At 73.1% G+C, this 17,729-nt stretch carries 11 protein-coding genes and 2 pseudogenes; 5 read left to right on the top strand and 8 right to left on the bottom strand.

Annotated elements, in window-relative coordinates; translation table 11 throughout:
* Window positions 1-11: 11 nt before the first annotated feature.
* Window positions 12-1,433, bottom strand: a complete 1,422-nt coding sequence (locus tag ACGF4C_RS05890) for an SWIM zinc finger family protein (protein ID WP_393563618.1) — start codon at window positions 1,431-1,433, stop codon at window positions 12-14.
* Entirely contained in the window at window positions 1,430-4,282 is a 2,853-nt protein-coding gene (locus ACGF4C_RS05895; protein WP_393563620.1) for a DEAD/DEAH box helicase, read from the bottom strand. The genes ACGF4C_RS05890 and ACGF4C_RS05895 overlap by 4 nt, the downstream gene beginning before the upstream one ends.
* Window positions 4,283-4,544: 262 nt before the next feature.
* On the opposite strand from ACGF4C_RS05895, the pseudogene ACGF4C_RS05900 reads away from it, so the two are divergent.
* Both ACGF4C_RS05900 and ACGF4C_RS05905 read left to right on the top strand, forming a co-directional pair.
* A pseudogene (locus ACGF4C_RS05900) lies at window positions 4,545-6,125 on the top strand (UvrD-helicase domain-containing protein).
* 51 nt (window positions 6,126-6,176) lie between these two features.
* The gene (locus ACGF4C_RS05905) at window positions 6,177-6,491 is read left to right on the top strand and encodes a DUF6343 family protein (RefSeq protein WP_393563622.1); all 315 of its coding nucleotides are present in this window, start codon (window positions 6,177-6,179) and stop codon (window positions 6,489-6,491) included.
* Window positions 6,492-6,585: 94 nt separating this feature from the next.
* Here ACGF4C_RS05905 and ACGF4C_RS05910 read toward each other — a convergent pair whose 3' ends face one another.
* From ACGF4C_RS05910 to ACGF4C_RS05925, 4 genes are all read right to left on the bottom strand, one after another.
* Window positions 6,586-7,050, bottom strand: a complete 465-nt coding sequence (locus ACGF4C_RS05910) for a tetratricopeptide repeat protein (RefSeq protein WP_393563624.1) — start codon at window positions 7,048-7,050, stop codon at window positions 6,586-6,588.
* Between the two features lie 185 nt (window positions 7,051-7,235).
* The gene (locus ACGF4C_RS05915; protein ID WP_393563626.1) at window positions 7,236-7,688 is read right to left on the bottom strand and encodes a cupin domain-containing protein; all 453 of its coding nucleotides are present in this window, start codon (window positions 7,686-7,688) and stop codon (window positions 7,236-7,238) included.
* A 435-nt stretch (window positions 7,689-8,123) separates the two neighbouring features.
* On the bottom strand, window positions 8,124-8,714 hold the full coding sequence (gene coaE / locus ACGF4C_RS05920) for a dephospho-CoA kinase (RefSeq protein ID WP_393563628.1): 591 nt from the start codon (window positions 8,712-8,714) through the stop codon (window positions 8,124-8,126).
* A 129-nt stretch (window positions 8,715-8,843) separates the two neighbouring features.
* Window positions 8,844-9,797: a PAC2 family protein gene (locus ACGF4C_RS05925; protein WP_078865953.1), complete on the bottom strand. Its 954-nt coding sequence runs from the start codon at window positions 9,795-9,797 to the stop codon at window positions 8,844-8,846.
* 474 nt (window positions 9,798-10,271) lie between these two features.
* Here ACGF4C_RS05925 and ACGF4C_RS05930 point away from each other — a divergent pair.
* Window positions 10,272-11,227, top strand: a pseudogene (locus tag ACGF4C_RS05930) (nitrous oxide reductase family maturation protein NosD).
* A gap of 155 nt (window positions 11,228-11,382) precedes the next feature.
* Here the strand turns inward: ACGF4C_RS05930 and rpsA are convergent.
* Window positions 11,383-12,900 carry a 30S ribosomal protein S1 gene (rpsA, locus tag ACGF4C_RS05935; protein ID WP_030411844.1) on the bottom strand — a complete coding sequence of 506 codons (1,518 nt, stop codon included), beginning with the start codon at window positions 12,898-12,900 and terminating at the stop codon, window positions 11,383-11,385.
* A 374-nt stretch (window positions 12,901-13,274) separates the two neighbouring features.
* On the opposite strand from rpsA, the gene ACGF4C_RS05940 reads away from it, so the two are divergent.
* Window positions 13,275-14,099, top strand: a complete 825-nt coding sequence (locus ACGF4C_RS05940) for a class I SAM-dependent methyltransferase (RefSeq protein WP_393563630.1) — start codon at window positions 13,275-13,277, stop codon at window positions 14,097-14,099.
* Between the two features lie 91 nt (window positions 14,100-14,190).
* Window positions 14,191-16,749, top strand: coding sequence for an ATP-dependent helicase HrpB (gene hrpB / locus ACGF4C_RS05945; RefSeq protein WP_393563632.1), 2,559 nt, complete (start codon window positions 14,191-14,193; stop codon window positions 16,747-16,749).
* Here hrpB and ACGF4C_RS05950 read toward each other — a convergent pair.
* The gene (locus tag ACGF4C_RS05950; RefSeq protein WP_393563634.1) at window positions 16,736-17,722 is read right to left on the bottom strand and encodes a DUF3068 domain-containing protein; all 987 of its coding nucleotides are present in this window, start codon (window positions 17,720-17,722) and stop codon (window positions 16,736-16,738) included. The genes hrpB and ACGF4C_RS05950 overlap by 14 nt on opposite strands.
* Between the last annotated feature and the right edge of the window lie 7 nt (window positions 17,723-17,729).

Here is a 17,729-nt window from a genome sequence, read left to right on the forward strand (position 1 = left end):
CTTGAGGTTAGTCATCGTGCGAGCAGGGTGGTGAGGGCGCCTACGGGGTCGGGGTCGGCGGGGCCGGCGGGCCACCAGTCCTCGGCGCCCGGTTCGGATTCGTACGGGTACCAGCGGTGGTCGTGGCCGAAGCGCAGCTGGATGCCGCGCGCCGGGTCGGTGAGGTGGTTGTGGTGGGGGCGGAGGGCCGGCAGGTCCGCGGCGCGGAGGGCGCTGCGGGCCCGGTCGAAGTCGCCGGCCGGAGGGTTCCAGGGGGTGTGGAGGAGGGACAGTCCTTCGGGTCCGCCCTGGCGCCAGGCGGCGACGGAGCGGGCCACGTCCGTGGGGGTTCGTCCGGTCGCCGCGGCGAGATCGCGGTAGAGGGTGCGGGTGGCGGAGGTCAGTCCGGCGGTGGGGTGGGCCGTGGCGGCGAGGCGAACGGCGTCCTCCCAGGGTGGGAGTTTTGGGAAGGGGCCGGTGGGGGCGGGGCGTCCGGCGGGGCCCGGGGCGGCGGTGATGCAGGCGTGGGCGCGGGCCGCGGCGTCGGCGGCGAGCAGTTCGAGGGTGGCGGGGTCGAAGGGCAGGCCGTCGCCCTCGGGGAGGGCATGCGGCCGGCCGGGCTGCGGCGGCGCGGGCAGGGGCGGCGGGAGGGCCGGCCGGTGGCGGTCGGCGAGGGCGGCGCGGGCGAGGACGGGGCGCGGCGCGGGCGTCCCCGGCGCGGCTGCGGCCGGGTCCTCGCCGGTGGCACCGGGGCGCCCGGAGGGCGCCGGCTCGGCGGCGTCACTGCTGGTGGGCGGCGGCGTGCCGTCCGGTGTCCGGGTGCGGGCCTCCCCGGCGGTGAGGGCGGTGTTACGGCGGGAGAGCGCGTCGAGGAGTTCACGCTCGCCGCGGCCGCGCATCAGCAGCAGCACGAACGGGTCGGCGTCCAGCAGCCTGGCCACCTGGAAGCAGAGCGCGGCGGCGTGTTTGCAGGGCCTGCCGTGGTCGGGGCAGGAGCAGCGGGGGACGAGGTCGCCCGGCCCGGGAAGGAGACCCACCTCGCCCTCGGCCAGGGTCCGCGGGAGCTTTTTGGCCAGCAGGGCGGCGAGCTGGTCCGGTTCCGCGGCGACGGCGTCCAGGAGGCCGTCCCATTGGTGGTCGCTGAGGGTGCGCAGGCGGATCTCGGCGCTGTAGGGGCGGGGCCTGCTGCCCCGTACGGTGGCGAGGATGCGGCCCGGGGTGACGTTGATGGTGTCGACGTGGCCGTCGCGGGCGTAGGTCCGCCCACGGGCGAGCCGGGCGCTGTCGAGCGCGGTGGTCTCCAGTGCGTCCAGCCAGGCGCTGCCCCACCAGGACTCGGCGAACAGGCCCCGGGCGCCGGGCCGGGGCGGCAGCGGCGGGAAGGTGCGCGTGCGGTCGGCGCGGGCCAGCCGGTCCGCGGCGGCGGCGCGCCCCGAGGGGCGACGGGGGATCATCCGGCCCTCCTCAGGGAGACGAGGTCGGCCAGCTCGGCATCGGAGAGCTCGGTGAGCGCGGTCTCCCCTCCGGAGAGCACGGCGTCGGCCAGCGCCCTCTTGGCGGCGAGGAGTTGGGCGATGCTGTCCTCCACGGTGCCTTCGGTGATCAGCCGGTGGACCTGCACGGGCTGGGTCTGGCCGATGCGGTAGGCACGGTCGGTGGCCTGCTCCTCCACCGCCGGGTTCCACCAGCGGTCGTAGTGGATCACATGTCCGGCGCGGGTCAGGTTCAGACCGGTGCCCGCCGCCTTCAAGGACAGCAGGAAGACCGGGGCGTGCCCTGACTGGAACCGGTCGACCATCTTCTCCCGTTCGGCGACGGGGGTGCCGCCGTGCAGCAGCTGGGCGGGGATGCCGCGGGCGGCCAGATGGCGTTCGAGGAGCCGGGCCATGCTCACGTACTGGGTGAAGACCAGGGTGGAGCCGCCTTCGGCGAGGATCGTCTCCAGGAGCTCGTCGAGGAGTTCGAGCTTCCCGGAGCGGGCGGCCAGGCCCGGGGCGGTCTCCTTGAGGTACTGCGCGGGGTGGTTGCAGATCTGCTTGAGGGCCGTGAGCAGCTTCATGACCAGGCCGCGGCGGGCGATGCCCTCGGCGGTCTCGATCCGGGCGAGGGTCTCGCGGACCACGGCCTGGTACAGGGCGGCCTGTTCGCGTCCGAGGGCGACCGGGTGGTCGGTCTCCGTCTTGGGCGGGAGCTCGGGGGCGATCCCCGGGTCGGACTTCTTGCGGCGCAGGACGAACGGGCGCACCAGTCTCGCCAACCGCTCGGCGGCCCCCGGATCCTGGCCGCCCTCGACCTCACGGGCGTGCAGGGCGCGGAACGTCTTCAGCGGGCCGAGCAGGCCGGGCGTGGTCCAGTCGAGGAGCGCCCACAGCTCGGAGAGGTTGTTCTCGACCGGCGTGCCCGTGAGCGCGATCCGGGCCGGCGCCTTGATGCCGCGCAGCGCCTTGGCCGTGGACGAGCGGGGGTTCTTCACATGCTGCGCCTCGTCGGCGACGACCCAGGCCCAGCGCCGGGCGGCCAGTTGGGCGGCGCTGCTGCGCATCGTGCCGTACGTCGTCAGCACGAAGCCGCCCGTCAGGCCCTCCAGGCTGCGGCCGGTGCCGTGGAAGCGCCGTACGGGCGTGCCGGGGGCGAAGCGTTCGATCTCGCGCTGCCAGTTGCCGAGGAGGGAGGCCGGACAGACCACCAGGACGGGGTCGGTGGGGCGCCGGTGCAGGTGGAGGGCGATGACGGTGATGGTCTTGCCCAGGCCCATGTCATCGGCCAGGCAGCCGCCGAGGCCGAGGGTGGTCATGGTGTCGAGCCAGGTCATGCCCCGTAGTTGATAGTCGCGGAGCGTCGCGCGCAGTCCGGACGGCTGGGGCAGGGGGCGCGCTTCGGCGGTGAGGCGGCCACGCAGTGCGGCGAGCGCCCCCAGAGGCACCACCTCGACCTGTTCCCCGTCCACCTCGGCGGTGCCGTTGAGCGTCGCGGCGAGGGCGTCGGCCGGCTCCAGATAGCCCAGTTCCCGCTTACGGGCCTTGCGCACGAGGCCGGGGTCCACCAGGACCCACTGGTCGCGCAGTCGGACGACGGGCCGGTGCGCCTCGGCGAGCTCGTCCATCTCGGCCTCGGTCAGCGGGAGTCCGTCCATCGCCAGCTGCCAGCGGAACTGCAGCAGTTGGCCGGTGTCGAAGAACCCGAAGCCGTCCGCGGCGGAGCCCGGTGCCGGGCGCAGCACCGCGGCCGCGGTCAGCCCGCGGGCCAGTTCCCTGGGCCAGTGGACGGCGATGCCCGCGGCGCCGAGCCGGGGCGCGGCATCCCCCAGCAGCTCGTACAACTCGTCCTCCCCGAGGGGGAGTACATCGGGAACCGGGCGCTCCAGGAGGCGGGTCAGCGGGGCCCAGACACGGGCGGCACGGCGTAGCGCGAGCAGGGTGTCGACGCGGGAGCGCGGACCGAAGTGGTCGGCTTCGCCGTCCCACAACTGCCGGGCGTCGGCGATCAGCGTCGGGTCCGTGAGGCTCTGCACCTGCAGCACCACCGCCGCACTCCCCTCGCCGCCCTCTTCGCCCTCCCCCGTGACGTCGAAGAGCCGGTCCGGCGCGAGATCGAGCCGCAGGGAGAGCCGCACCCCCGCATCGACACCGGCCGCGACCTCGGCGGCCCAGTCGCGCGCACCGGGGAGGCGCTGCGATGCGGACGCGGCGAAGGGGGCGCCGGCCACCAACTCGGCGGCCGGGGTACGGGGCAGCGCGTCCACCACCGCGTCCACATAGCGCCGCACCAGGTCCACGGGGTCCGGCAGGTGCAGCGGGCGGCTGCCGGGGAGGGGGACGGCGTAGGCCTCGGCGGGCATGGCGGCGGCGATCGCCCGGAGGTGCGCGATGTCGTCCGGGTCGAGCGGGCCGGCCCGCCAGGCATCGGTGTCCTCGGGTGTCAGCCCGGGCAGCAGCCGCCCGCGCGCGGCGAGATGCAGCGCGTGCAGGGTGGCAGCTCCCCAGCAGGCAGCGGCCGGGTCCGCGGCCGGATCGTGCCGGGCGCGGACCAGTAGGGGGACGGCCTCGGCCACCGGCAGCAGCACGGCCGGCACCGTACGCGCGCGGGCGCCGCTGCCATGGCGGCGGGCCACGGTCAGCTGCGTCACCTCCGCGGCCGTCTGCTGCGCACCGTCGTCGCGGGCATCGGTGCCGGGCTCCGGGAGCGGCCCGCCGTCGGGCCGCCAGAGCGCGATCCGTCCGGCGCGGGGCGGCTGCGCGGGCATGAAGACCGCGGCACAGCAGGCCGCGGCGGCGTACCCGCCGTCCTCCCACCGCTCGCTCATGCCGTCTCCTGACGTCCGAATCCTCCGGCTCCTGCCGTCTCCCGATGAAAGCAGACGGCACTGACAACGCCGACGGCGATGGGGACGGCGGGCGCTGGACGGCGGAGTTATCCACAGGCAGAAAAAAGTTCGTCGCGGATCCGCCGCGATCGGCTACAGTCAGTTACGTCGTCACTCTCAGTGATCGAGCAATGCCGAACGATGGCGATCGGCGGTCGGAACCTCCCGTCTCCGCCGCGCCCCCACAACGAAAGGCAGCCCAATGCAGAACACTCCGACTCCGACTCCCGAACAACGCGCCGCCGCCGAGGTCTTTCCGACGGGCGCCCACCTCGTCATCCAGGCCGGTGCCGGCACCGGCAAGACGACGACGCTGGCGATGCTCGCGCACTCCGCCCGACGGCAGGGCCGGCTCGGCCGCTATATCGCCTTCAACAGAGCCGTCGCCCGCCACGCCGCCCGGACCTTCCCGACCGAGGTCGCCTGCGGAACCGCCCACGCCCTCGCCTACACCGCCGTGGGCAGGCGCTACCAGTCCTGGATGAACGCCCCACGGCAAGCGGGCTGGCGCACCGGCGCAGCCCTGGGCATCGAGGACGGCATGTCCTGACGCATCGGTGCCCGCACGGTCACCCACAAGGCACTCTCCTATACGGCCCTGCGCACCGTCACCCGCTTCTGCCAGTCGGCCGACCGCGAGATCCGCGCCCGGCACGTCCCGCCCCTGCGCGGCGCCGAATCCCCACCGCTGCACGCCCACCTCGCCGAGGTCGTTCTGCCGTACGCCCGCAAGGCGTGGGCCGATCTGCAGCGCCCCGATCACGGCGTGGTCCGCTTCGAGCACGACCACTACCTCAAGATGTGGGCCCTGACCGAGCCCGTCATCCCGGCCGACTTCCTGCTCCTGGACGAGGCCCAGGACACCAACCCCGTCGTCGAGCAGGTCTTCACCGCACAGCGCGACCACGCCCAGCTGGTGCTGGTCGGGGACTCCGCCCAGGCCATCTACGGCTGGCGCGGTGCCCGCGACGTGATGACCGGCTTCGACGGCAGCCGGCTCACCCTCTCCCACTCCTTCCGCTTCGGACCGGCGCTGGCGGCCGAGGCCAACCGCTGGCTCGCGATCGTCGACGCACCGATCCGGCTCAGAGGCTCGCCGGACCGGAAGACGGAGCTGCGCCCGGTCCGCTCCCCCGAGGCCATTCTGTGCCGGACCAACGTGGGGGCGATGGTGGAGGTGATACGACAGCTGGAGGCGGACCGCCGGGTCGCCCTCGCGGGCGGCGGCGAGACCCTGAGCGCCCTGGCTCGCGCCGTGCACGACCTCGAAGCCGGCCGCCGGACCGGCCACCCGGAGCTGATGCTCTTCGAGACCTGGGCCGAGCTGCGCGAATACGCGGAGTTCGATCCGGCCGGACGGGACCTCCTGCCACTGGTGGAACTCGTCGACGAGCACGGCACCGACGCCGTGCTCCAGGACCTGGACCGGCTCTCGCCCGAGGACTCCGCCGAGGTGACGGTGTCCACGGCCCATCGGGCCAAGGGCCGCGAGTGGCCGAGCGTACGCATCGCGGACGACTTCACGGGCCCCGACGACCTCGACGAGTGCGACGAAACCGGCCGGCCGCTCCCCGGCCCCATCGACGTGGACGAGGCACGCCTGGCATACGTGGCCGTGACCCGCGCCCGCTCGCAGCTGGACATCGGCGGGCTGTCCTGGATCAACGGCCACCCGGCAGGCGATCCCCGCCCCACCGACAGTCCCCGCACCACCGACAGGACGACCACAGAGACGAAGACCTGCAAGGACACGAAGACCTGCCTAGGAGAGGAAGACCAGTGACTGACTCACGGATCAGGAGGATCCTGGAGGGTGAAGTGGGAGGTGATGCCGATGCGTACGGGAAATGAGCCCCTGCAGGCACGCAGCCCGCTGAAAATACGCTGCGGACTGGCGCTGTGGGGACTGCTGTGGGCCGTCGCCGGGGCCGTGGCCTTCGCCGACTTCGGGCGGCCGGAATGGGCGGCTGCGTGTGCCGCACTCGCCATGGTGGCGGCCGCGGACCTGTTCATGGTCATCCGCCATATCCGCCAGGGCCCGCACTACCAACCGGGCAAGGACGTACCCCCGTACGAGCCCGACCGGGGCCGGAACGACGCCTTCGGCATACGCAGCAACCCGAATCGCCGACGCGGAAGCAGGCCGTGACACGGCAGGCGGTGTGACGCGGCAGGCGGCGGTGGGCGGCGGTCGGTCGCAGGGAAGCGAGCGGTCGCAGAGGAGAGGTTGGCAGGGATCCTGCCTACTGCGGTCCCGCGTCGCCGTCCGGCCGGCCGGGAGCGTCCTTCGGAGCCCGGTCACCAGCAGCCCGGTCATCAGGCGCCCGGTCACCGTTGTCCGTGGCGTCCGGGGCGAAGCGGGCCGCCTGGATGAACTCCGGGCGGGGGTCCAGGGCCGCCGCCAGCCGGAAGTGGCGGAGCGCCTCGTCAGGACGGGCGGCACGCTCCAGGGTGCGGGCGAGCGCGAAGTGCGCGAAGGCGTTGTCGGGCTCACGTTCCAGCACGATCTGGAACTCCAGCTCCGCAGGCCGTAGTTGGGCGGCGAGGAAGAAGGCACGGGCGCGCAGCAGGCGGGCCGCGGTGTTCTCCGGATGCGCGGTGATGACCGAGTCCAGCAACCGGATCGCGCCGCGGGGGTCGCGGGCAGCCAGCAGCTGCTCCGCGGCACGGAAGTCGATGACATGTGTCTCGGGGCTGCTCTCGGGCACGGCCTACTCCTCTCCGTCGGTGCAGGCATGCGTCCGCCAGGGACCGTACGGCGTTACCAGGGGCCACAACAACCCTGCCGCCCACGGCATTCCCCGGTTCGGGCGGAGCCGAGTCAGCCCCTCGGGGACGCTCGGCGGGACCCGCCTCCTCCGCTCCACCCCATGGCCATGCCGCCAGAGGGCCGCTAGAGGCTGATGTGGTATGCCTTGCGGAGCGTCTCGTGGACGGTCCAGCGGGTGCGGTCGCCCTCGCGGAGGATGCAGGCGTCGCCGGGGCCCACCTCGAGGACCGAGCCGCCTTCGACCTCGATGGTGGCGCGTCCGCTGACGACAACGAACAGCTCATTGGCCTCGGTGTCGGTCACCACACCCGGCGTGATCTGCCAGATACCGCGGAGCTGCCGGCCGTCCGGAGACTCCCACAGCACCTTCCCCGTCACCTCGGGCGCACCGGAGACGATCTGCGCGGGGTCCAGCGGCTCCGGCTCCAGGTCGGCGTCCGCGATGCCGGGGATGTTCACGACGAAGGAGGGAGGCGTCGATTCGGCGGCGGAAGGCGAGGAGGCGGATTCGGCCACCAGGTGGGCCGCGGGCTCGTCGGCCGGGGCCGTGGCGTCAAGATCGGAAGCAGCACTCATGGCGGCGAGGGTACCGCCCACCCGTTCGAGCCCGGCAGCCACTCCCCCGCCGGGCCGGGACCAGGCCGCCAACGAGCCCGTACCCGCTCCCGTCCACCGGCCCGGCATCCGTCGGCTCAGCCGGCCCCGCACCCGCTCCCACCCACCGACGCGGGCATCCGTCGCCTCAGCCGGCCCCGCAACCGCTCCCACCCACCGACGCGGGCATCCGTCGCCTCAGCCGGCCCCGCACCCGCTCCCACCCACCCGCCCGATGCCGGTCCCCTCGGCCGACCCGGGACAGAATCCCGTCCACCGCCCGACGTCCGTCCCCCAGTGGGCCCCGCGCACCCGCTGCGCACCCGCTCCCGTCCGCAGCCGGCCCGGCAACCATCCCCCCGCCAGTCGGCGCCGCACTCATCTCCCCCGTGGGTCCGGACCGTGACTGTGGTGGCCTCAAGCGTTGCGCAGGCGTTCCCAAACCTTGCGAACCTGGGGTTCCAGGGCCTCCAAGGGGCCGTCGTTGTCGATGACGAGGTCGGCGATCGCGAGTCGCTGTTCGCGGGTGGCCTGGGCGGCCATCCGGGACTTCGCCTCGTCCTCCGCCATGCCGCGCAGCCGTACCAGGCGGTCCAGCTGGGTTTCGGGGGCTGCGTCGATCACCACCACCAGGTCGTAGAGCGGCGCCAGGCCGTTCTCCGTGAGGAGGGGGACGTCGTGCACGACCACCGCGTCCGGGCCCGCCGATGCCTCGAGTTCCGCCGATCGCGCACCCACCAGGGGGTGCACGATCGCGTTGAGCGCCTTGAGCTTCCCGGCGTCGGCGAACACGATGCCGCCCAGCTTGGGGCGGTCCAGCGTGCCGTCCGGTGCGAGGACGTCCTCCCCGAACTCCTCGACCACCGCCGCGAGTCCGGGCGTGCCCGGCTCGACGACCTCGCGTGCGATCTTGTCCGCGTCCACGATGACCGCGCCGTACGACGCCAGCAGTCGTGAAACCTCACTCTTGCCCGCGCCGATGCCGCCGGTCAGCCCCACCTTCACCATGGGCCCACGCTATACGGTGCCCGGAGCGGGCCGCTGCGCGGTACGCGACATCCGGAAGGGGCCTTGGGGAAGGCCGGGGAGGCCCCGGGGAGACCGGGCGAGGGCCCGGAGACGCGGCGGGGCGGGGCGTCAGGCGCCGGATCCGCCGCCGTCGCCCTCCCGTTCTGCCAGGAAGCGCTCGAATTCCCGGCCGATCTCGTCGGCCGAGGGCAGTTCCACGGGTTCCGCCACCAGGCTGCCGCGGGTCTCGGCACCGGCCACCGCGTCGTACTGGTGCTCCAGCCCGCTGACCAGCGCGACCAGCTCCTCGTCGCCCTCGGAGATCTGCCGCTCGATCTCCTCCTGGGTGCGCAGCGCCTCCGTACGCAACGCATGCGCCGGGCCGGGCAGCACCAGGCCGGTCGCCCCCGTCACGGCCTCCAGGACCGTCAGCGCGGCGTCCGGGTACGCGGAGCGGGCGATGTAGTGCGGCACATGCGCCGCCACGCCGAGCACATCGTGCCCCGCCTCCGCCAGGCGGTACTCGATCAGCGCCTCCGCGCTGCCCGGCACCTGGGCCTCGTCGAAGAAGCTGGCGTGCCCGGGCATCAGGTCGGTGCGGTTGCCGTGGGGGGTGATGCCGACCGGGCGGGTGTGCGGGACGCCCATGGGGATGCCGTGGAAGTTGACCGAGAGACGCACCCCGAGCCGCTCGACGATCTCCTTCACGGCGGCCGCGAAGCGCTCCCACTCGACGTCCGGCTCCGGGCCGGAGAGCAGCAGGAACGGCGCGTCGGTGGTGTCGCGCACCAGCTTCAGCTCGATGCTCGGCGTCTCGTAGGCGCTCCAGCGGTTGCGCTCGAAGGTGAGCAGCGGGCGGCGGGCGCGGTAGTCGATGAGGCGGTCGTGGTCGAAACGGGCCACGACCCGGTGCGGCAGGCCGTCCAGCAGCCGACGGACGATCTGGTCGCCGGTCTCACCGGCGTCGATGTACCCGTCGAAGTGGTACAGCAGCACCAATCCGGCGGAGTCCCTGGAGGCCAGCGCCTCGACCTCCGCGAGCCCGCTCGGCTCCCATTCGTACAAACCCTGGGGATCCAACACAGTGACCGCTCCTCCTCGTTCTCATGAACGGCAACGTGCGGTCGGCCGCCGGCATTCCCGCCCGTGGATATGACCCGGTCCCGTACCGGACAGTTCCCGCCACCACCGGACGCCACCGTTCCACGACAGGCCGTCCCCTGCCGTGGCCTGCCGTGGCCTGCCGTGGCCTGCTTCGGGATAACCCGACCCTCTCCCCCTCGCCATTCATGAATGTGACCCCAACTGCCCTGCCTTGCACGCAACTTGAGTCACCCTCTCCCCAGCCCGAAGCCTTGACGCACCCACCTCCCACCTCTACCGTCAGCCCCGCCAATCGAAGTTCACAAGGACATCCAATGTTCATATACCGGAAGGAAGTTGGAGCTCATGCAGTTACCGAGTGAGTGGCGCGCCGGTCCGCCCCCGAGGGACCTGCCGCCCCGGTGTTCGAGCGGCGCACGTGTCCGGGTCTTCGGCGGTACCGGCGCCGTACTGCTGAGCGCAGCCTCGTTGGTCCCGCTGGCCGCACCGGCCGCCGCCGGCCCGCTGGGTGGGCCCGGGCCTGCCGCGACCGTCCGCGTCGTCGAGGTCTCGACGGCCGGGGAGCTCAAGGACGCGCTCGCCGCCGCGCGGCCCGGGGACACCATTCGGCTGGCCGACGGCACCTACCGCGGCAACTTCCGGACCACCGCCGCCGGGACCGCCGCCTCCCGCATCACGCTGACCGGTTCGCCCCGGGCCGTGCTCACCGCGAGCGGCGGCTACGGGCTGTACGTGAACGGCGCCTCCTACTGGACCGTCAAGGGGATCACCGTCACCGGTGGCCAGAAGGGGATCGTGACGGACGCCGCGAGCGGGGTCGTCATCGATTCCGTCACCGTGCACGACCTGGACATGGAGGGCGTGCACTTCCGGAAGTCCAGCAAGGACGGCGTCATCAAGAACTCGACCATCCGGAACACCGGCAAGAACGGCAGCGGGATGGGCGAGGGCGTCTACGTCGGCAGTGGGGCGGCACCGACGACAACAGCGACAACGTGCAGATCCTCGGCAACACCATCGGCCCCGGTGTCGGCGGCGAGAACATCGACATCAAGGAGGGCACCACCGGCGCGAAGATCAGCGGCAACACCTTCGACGGGAGCGGGCTGACCGGAGCCCATTTCGACGACTCATGGGTCGACATCAAGGGCAACAAGGTGCTCGTCGAGAACAACACCGGCAGACACACCAGCAACAACGGCTACGAGACCCACAGCCAGCAGCCGGGCTGGGGCTGCGGCACGGTCTTCCGGGGCAACCGGTCCGATCTGAGCGGCGCCACCGGGTCCGGCCGCTACGGCTTCGACATCACCCACTACGACGCCTCCGACTGCCCGGTCACCATCGCGCGGGACAACACCGTCACCGGCGGCCGTGGCGTCGCCAATCCGGGCGTCCCCGTAGGCTGACGCGCCGGCTGATGTGCCGGATGCCGTGGCGGGCCCCCGGGCCGGCACCCCGAAACCGCGACGCCCCAACCCCAGACCTCACGACGGCACGGCGAAGGCCCGCTCCCCGAGGGGAACGGGCCTTCGTCGATCAGCTACTGCCTACCGGCGCGAGCTCAGCTCTGGCCGCCGGCCAGCTTCTCGCGGAGGGCGGCGAGCGCCTCGTCCGACGCCAGGGCGCCGGAGTTGTCCGCCGACTCCGAGGAGTACGAGCCGCCACCGGCGTTGCCGCCGCCGGCCTGGCCGCCACCCTGCGCCGCCGGCGCCGCAGCGCCCTCGGCCGCAGCCTGCTCGTCGGCCTCGCGGGACTTGATGACCTGGGCCTGGTGCTGCTCGAAGCGCTGCTGCGCCTCGGCGTACTGCTGCTCCCACGCCTCGCGCTGGGCCTCGTAGCCCTCGAGCCAGTCGTTGGTCTCCGGGTCGAAGCCCTCGGGGTAGATGTAGTTGCCCTGGTCGTCGTAGGACGCGGCCATGCCGTACAGGGTCGGGTCGAACTCGACCGCCGTCGGGTCGGCACCGAAGGACTCGTTGGCCTGCTTCAGCGAGAGGCTGATGCGACGACGCTCGAGGTCGATGTCGATGACCTTGACGAAGATCTCGTCGTTGACCTGGACGACCTGCTCCGGGATCTCGACGTGGCGCTCGGCCAGCTCGGAGATGTGGACCAGGCCCTCGATGCCCTCGTCGACGCGCACGAACGCACCGAAGGGAACGAGCTTGGTGACCTTACCCGGGACGACCTGACCGATCTGGTGGGTCCGGGCGAACTGCTGCCACGGGTCTTCCTGGGTCGCCTTGAGCGACAGGGAGACGCGCTCGCGGTCCATGTCGACGTCCAGGACCTCGACCGTGACCTCCTGGCCGACCTCGACGACCTCGGAGGGGTGGTCGATGTGCTTCCAGGACAGCTCGGAGACGTGGACGAGACCGTCGACGCCACCCAGGTCCACGAAGGCACCGAAGTTGACGATGGAGGAGACGACGCCGGAGCGCACCTGACCCTTCTGGAGGGTGGTGAGGAAGGTCTGGCGGACCTCGCTCTGGGTCTGCTCCAGCCAGGCGCGGCGGGACAGGACCACGTTGTTGCGGTTCTTGTCCAGCTCGATGATCTTGGCCTCGAGCTCCTTGCCCACGTAGGGCTGAAGGTCGCGGACGCGGCGCATCTCGACCAGGGAGGCCGGAAGGAAGCCACGGAGGCCGATGTCGAGGATGAGACCACCCTTGACGACCTCGATGACGGTACCGGTGACGATGCCGTCCTCTTCCTTGATCTTCTCGATGGTGCCCCAGGCACGCTCGTACTGGGCGCGCTTCTTCGAGAGGATCAGGCGGCCTTCCTTGTCCTCCTTCTGGAGGACGAGGGCCTCGATCTCGTCACCGACGGCGACGACCTCGTTGGGGTCGACGTCGTGCTTGATCGAGAGCTCGCGGCTCGGGATGACGCCTTCGGTCTTGTAACCAATGTCGAGCAGGACCTCGTCCCGGTCGACCTTCACGATGACGCCGTCGACGATGTCGCCGTCGTTGAAGTACTTGATCGTCTCGTCGATCGCGGCGAGGAAAGCTTCCTCGTTACCGATGTCGTTGACCGCAACCTGCGGGGTGGTGGCGGTGGTCTCGGTGCTGCTCGTCATGTGGGAAAGGGCTCCGGTACGGACATTGAAGTCGTAGGTACTGCTACGCCGAGAGCCCGTATCGCCTCTGCATAAGCCGGACAGTGTCAGAGACGTTTTCCGCGGAGGCTCGTGGATGCCAGAGCATCGGAGCCGCCCGAAACGCCTCAAAACCGAGGGGTGCATACAGATGCGAGCGCGGCCTGCTCCGTCTGAGGCGCGCAAGCCCGCAGCGCAACTTGTAGCATACGGGGGCAGCCGGACACGGTCAATGCGCGAACGCGCACACCCGGGGCAGAGCGCCCCAAAACCGGCACACGCGATGTTCCGCGAGGCCGAGTGGCCTCACAGTCCCTGCAGCAACAAGCAGAGCGAAGACTACGACGACGGGCGCGATGAACCAAGACCACGAGCCGGAGGCGACCCGCCGTGACGCCTCGGACACCGAGAGCAGCCGGGCCAATCGTGGCTGGTGGGACCGTAACGCGGACGAGTACCAGAGCGAGCACGGCGCGTTCCTGGGGGACGACCGGTTCGTGTGGGGTCCTGAGGGGCTGGACGAGGCGGAGGCGGCGCTGCTCGGGCCGGTCGCCGAGCTGAAGGGCCGCCGGATCCTGGAGATCGGGGCCGGCGCGGCGCAGTGCTCCCGCTGGCTGGCCGCGCAGGGCGCGCACCCGGTGGCGCTGGACCTCTCCCACCGGCAGCTCCAGCACGCACTGCGGATCGCCGATGCCGCGCCGGGGACGCCGGGGACCAGCGACCTGGTGGAGGCGGACGCCGGGGCGCTGCCCTTCCGCGACGGCAGTTTCGATCTCGCCTGTTCGGCGTACGGGGCGCTGCCGTTCGTCGCCGATCCCGTACAGGTGCTGCGCGAGGTGCGCCGGGTCCTGCGGCCGGGCGGGCGGTTCGTCTTCTCCGTCACCCACCCCATCCGCTGGGCCTTCCCGGACGAGCCGGGGCCCGAGGGGCTGTCGGTGGCGGCCTCGTATTTCGACCGCACCCCGTACGTCGAGCAGGACGGGACCGGGCGGGCGGTCTACGTGGAGCACCACCGGACGGTGGGCGACCGGGTGCGGGACGTGGTCGCGGCCGGTTTCCGGCTGCTGGACCTCGTCGAGCCGGAATGGCCGGAGTGGAACACCCAGGAGTGGGGCGGCTGGTCCCCGCTGCGCGGGCATCTGATCCCCGGCACGGCGATCTTCGTGTGCGAGGCGGCGTAGCGGCCCCTTCCGGCGGCCGGGACGGTGCGGCGGCCGGCAGCGTTGTCGGTGGCGGGCGGCGTTGTCGGTGACGGGCGGCAGACTGGGGGTTGTGATCGCCCGTGACGCCCTCTCCCAGCTGCCCGTACGGACCGCCCTGCCCGCGCTGCGCGCCGCCCTCGACGGGGCCGGCAGCGCGGTGCTGTGCGCCCCACCGGGCACCGGCAAGACGACGCTGGTGCCGCTGGACCTGGCCGGGCTGACCGGCGCCGGGCCGCGCCGACGGGTGCTGGTCGCCGAGCCGCGGCGGATCGCGGCCCGGGCCGCGGCGCGCCGGATGGCCTGGCTGCTGGGTGAGCAGGTGGGGGACCGGGTGGGGTTCACGGTGCGCGGTGAGCGGCGGGCCGGGCCGCGTACGGCCGTGGAGGTGGTGACGACCGGCGTGCTGCTGCAGCGGCTGCAGCGCGATCCGGAGCTGGCCGGGGTGGATGTCGTGGTGCTGGACGAGTGCCATGAGCGGCATCTGGACGCCGACACCTCCGCGGCGTTCCTGCTGGACGTGCGGGAGACGCTCCGCCCGGAGCTGCGGCTGGTGGCGGCGTCGGCGACGACGGACGCCGAGGGGTGGGCCGGGCTGCTGGGCGGGGCGTCGGGGCCGGCCCCGGTGGTGGCGGCGGCGGGCGTGTCGCATCCGGTGGAGACGGTGTGGGCACCCCCGGAGCGGCCGGTGCGTCCGGCGCACGGCCTGCGGGTCGATCCGGCGCTGCTGACACATGTGGCGGGCGTGGTGCGGCGGGCGCTGCGCGAGCGGGCCGGCGATGTGCTGTGTTTCCTGCCCGGTGTCGGGGAGATCGGGCGGGTCGCCGGGGAGCTGGCCGGGGTGGACGCGGAGGTGCTGCAGGTGCACGGCCGGGCGCCGGCCGAGGTGCAGGACGCCGTACTGACGGGCGGGGACGGCGTGCGCAGGGTGGTGCTGGCGACCTCGGTGGCGGAGTCCAGTCTGACCGTGCCGGGGGTGCGGGTGGTGGTCGACAGCGGGCTGGCGCGGGTGCCGCGGACGGACCACGCGCGGGGGCTGAGCGCGTTGACGACCGTACGGGCGTCCCGGGCGGCGGCCCGGCAGCGGGCGGGACGGGCCGGGCGGGAGGCGCCGGGCGTGGTCTACCGCTGTTGGGCACAGGGCGAGGACGGGCGGCTGCCGGCCTTCCCCGACCCGGAGATCAGGGTGGCCGATCTGACCGCGTTCGCGTTGCAGGCGGCGTGCTGGGGCGATCCGGACGCGAGCGGTCTGGCGCTGCTGGACGCGCCGCCGGCCGGCGCGCTGGCCGCGGCCCGGGAGGTGCTGACGGCGGTCGGCGCGGTGGACGCGGAGGGCCGGGCGACGCCGCGGGGGCTCCGGATGGCGCGGATGGGCGTGCATCCCCGGCTGGCGCGGGCGCTGCTGGACGGCTCCGCCGAGGTCGGGGTGCGGCGGGCGGCGGAGGTGGTCGCCCTGCTCAGCGAGGAGCCGCCGCGGGCGTACGGGGACGATCTGGCGGAGGCCTGGCGCACCGCGCGCCGGGGCGGGGACGGCTATGCCGCCAGGTGGCGGCAGGAGGCACGGCGGCTGGCGGCGGCGGTCGGTGAGCCCGGCGCGGCCGGGACCGGGGAGGCGCCCCGGGGTGACGGCGCGGGGCGGGGCGCGCCGGACGACGCGGTGGCGGGGCTGGTCGCCGCGCTGGCGTTCCCGGAGCGGGTGGCCCGGGCGCGCGGGGCCGGCGGCCATCTGATGGCGTCGGGCACCGGTGCCGAGCCGGGCGGGGAGGGTTCGCGGCTGCGGGACGCGCGGTGGCTGGCGGTCGCGGTGGCGGACCGGCCGGTGGCCGCGGCGTCGGCGCGGGTGCGGCTGGCGGCGGTGATCGACGAGGACACCGCGTGTGCGGCGGCGCGGGCGCTGTATTCCTCGGGTGAGGAGGTGCGCTGGTCGGACGGGGAGGTGGTGGCGCGGCGGGTGGAGCGGCTGGGGGCGATCGAGCTGGCGGTGCGGCCGCTGTCGGCGCCGGATCCGGAGCTGGTGCGGGAGGCGGTGGTGGCGGGGCTGCGCCGGGAAGGGCTCGGGCTGCTGCGGTGGCCGGCGGGCGCGGTGGCGGTGCGGCAGCGGATGGCGTTCCTGCACCGCGAGCTGGGCGCGCCGTGGCCGGACGTCTCGGACGCGGCGTTGCTCGCGCGGGTGGAGGACTGGCTGGGGGTCGAGCTGGGCCGGGCGCGGCGGCGGGCCGATCTGGAGCGGGTCGACACGGGGGCGGCGCTGGCCCGGCTGCTGCCCTGGGCGACCGGTGACGCGGCCCGTTTCGACGAGCTGGCTCCGGAGCGCATCGAGGTGCCGAGCGGTTCCCGGGTGCGGGTGGACTACGGCGGGGAGCAGCCGGTGCTGGCGGTGAAGCTGCAGGAGCTGTTCGGCCGGCAGGAGTCGCCGCGGATAGCCGGCGGGCGGGTGCCGGTGCTGGTGCATCTGCTCTCGCCGGCGGGGCGCCCGGCCGCCGTGACGGCCGATCTGGCGTCGTTCTGGCGGGACGGTTACCGCGCCGTGCGCGCGGAGTTGCGCGGCCGCTATCCCAAGCATCCCTGGCCGGAGGACCCTTCGGCGGCCGAGCCGACCCGGCACACCACCGCGCGGCTCAGGCGGGGCTGAGGGCGGGTTCCGCGTCCGTCTTCGGGGTGGCCGGGCGGCGGCTGCGGGCTTCGAGGTGGAGGCTCAGGGCGAGCAGTGCGGCGCCGAGGGCCAGGAATCCCCCGGGGAGGTAGCTGGTCAGGAGCAGGACGAGGGTGCGCTGGGAGGTCACCAGGGCGACGGTCGCGTCGACGTAGTCGGCGCGCATCCTGACGTGGCCGGCGAAGGCGGTGACCTTGCCGCCGCCGGGGAGGAGGTCGCCGCCGCGCAGCTCCTCCCGGTGGAGCTCCTCGCCGTTGACGGGGGCGCCGGTGACCGGCTCGACCCAGAACATCCGCTTGGTGGTGTACCAGCGGGTGGTGCCCATCTTCTCGACGGCCTTGGGGGTGATGCCCTTGACCGGCATCTTCTTGGGCAGCGGGACCTTGGTCCAGGGGATGGTCTGCTCGAAGTAGTAGACCTCAAGGCCGCGGAAGGTGCGGGTGCCCTTGTAGTGGATGGGGGCCGAGGTGCGGGTCTGGGCGTCGAAGTAGGTGTAGTCGCGTTTCTCGGTGAGGAACGGCCATTTGTACTCGATGCCGGTGCGGTGCACGGGGTCGCCGTCGACCATCTCGCCGGTGGCGTGCACGGGTTCCTGGGAGTGGGCGTCGAAGATGTAGCGCTCGGGGACCTCGGAGACCATCTTGCCGTCGGGTCCGGCGACGTAGGAGAGGGCGTCCCAGACGACGACGTCGCGGCCGGCGGTGCGCTCGATCCGGTCGGAGGCGGCGACGTCGCCCTTGAGGGTCTGGACGATGGTGACCTTGGGGACCGTCCTGGCCTTCATGGTGCCGTAGTCGATGAGGGTGGCGGGCCGGGCCTCCAGGACCATGTCCTGGTACTGGCCGGGCGGGATCTTGGCGAGCCGCGGGAAGGCGTACCACCGCAGCAGCGGGGCGAGTGCGGTGAAGAAGACGGCGAAGGCGAGCAGTACCAGGCTGGCGGTGCGGCGCATGGCGGGG

It is taken from the genome of Streptomyces sp. NPDC048197, assembly GCF_043202395.1.
Classification (GTDB): Bacteria; Actinomycetota; Actinomycetes; order Streptomycetales; family Streptomycetaceae; genus Streptomyces; species Streptomyces siderophoricus.